The following is a 1,237-nucleotide window of genomic DNA, read 5'->3' on the forward strand; positions in this document are numbered from 1 at the left end:
TACCACTGAAAACCACCGTTCATAGCAGCAGAAGTAACCCCACCGACAACGGCTTTACTCACTGACACAGTTGGTTCCAGATACCAGGCTCCGGCGATCATCACACCATCCTTATAGCCATCAACTATCACTTTGCTTATATTAACTCTTTCAGGTAACTCACCTTTTGCCAGCTTATCCAGCCCCGCCTGCTTCTGTTCCGGAGTGAGATTCTTGGCATCAGCACACTGATTCCAGGAAGCAACCAGTTGACCATAACTCATCATTCCTTATGGCAAGCTGAGCGGATTATTCTCAGCAACAATCCCAACGGTATGAATTGAGATTGTTGCAAATCTTACTTAGGATCTGATGGCGTTTTCTTACGGGCGTTAAATTTATCTATCAAATTAAATACTATAGCAGCTAAAGTGATTGCAGACCCAGCAATTATACTTTTGACAAACGCACTAAAAATACTTTCAAAAGATAAGTAGAACACATGCAAATAAGCAAAACTAATAACAATAGAGATAATTAAACCAAATATAAAAAGAACAGACGAATAATACAAGAACATCAATATATATATATAGGTGATTTTCATCTGCCTTCTCCTTCTTTCTTTTTAGACATCTCCTTACCAATATCATTCACTTGTTCTGAAATATACGCGCCACCAATATCATAAACAAATCCAGGCACTTCTTTACCAGTTAGTGAATTTACAATGCCTGGTGCATACCCCCTGAATATTCCACCTGCCCATGCTCCAGTAGCCGCTCCTCCAATAGATCCGGTATCAAGACCATCAGTAAAGAATGCACTACCTGCCGCTATTCCAACGTTCTGCCAGACTGTTCTTCCCGGGGCAAGCATACCTGCAATGCCTGAACTAGCACTACTTTTCCAGTCCCAGCTTTTGTTTTCATTACCAGGCTGACTCAGATCAAACCACTGGTAGCTTCCGTTGGCTATTTCAGCAATAACTCCACCACCAATCACCTTACCGACTGATGCTGCCGGCCCCAAATACCAGGCACCTGTAATCAATACGCCATCTTTATAACCATCAACTATCACTTTACTTATATTAAATCCTTCAGGTAACTCACCTTTTGCCAGCTTATCTAGCCCCGCCTGCTTCTGTTCCGGAGTGAGATTATTGGCATCAGCATACTGATTCCAGGATTGCGTCGCAGCACCATAATCCGTCAGTCCTTTCGGCAGCCTAAATCCGTCGCCAAGGAAATTATTC

General features: G+C 42.6%; 2 protein-coding genes and 1 pseudogene. All 3 read right to left on the minus strand.

Annotated elements, in window-relative coordinates; all coding sequences use genetic code 11:
* A pseudogene (locus EHO01S_RS17135) lies at positions 1–263 on the minus strand (adhesin); the annotation flags it as partial.
* Between the two features lie 74 nt (positions 264–337).
* Positions 338–586, minus strand: coding sequence for a hypothetical protein (locus tag EHO01S_RS17140; RefSeq protein ID WP_024525080.1), 249 nt, complete (start codon positions 584–586; stop codon positions 338–340).
* Positions 583–1,209 (minus strand): adhesin, encoded by a 627-nt coding sequence (locus tag EHO01S_RS19105; RefSeq protein WP_255209550.1) that lies wholly within the window; start codon positions 1,207–1,209, stop codon positions 583–585. Before EHO01S_RS19105 ends, EHO01S_RS17140 begins: the two co-directional genes overlap by 4 nt.
* Between the last annotated feature and the right edge of the window lie 28 nt (positions 1,210–1,237).

It is taken from the genome of Edwardsiella hoshinae NBRC 105699 = ATCC 33379 (assembly GCF_000474215.1).
GTDB classification, from domain to species: Bacteria; Pseudomonadota; Gammaproteobacteria; order Enterobacterales; family Enterobacteriaceae; genus Edwardsiella; species Edwardsiella hoshinae.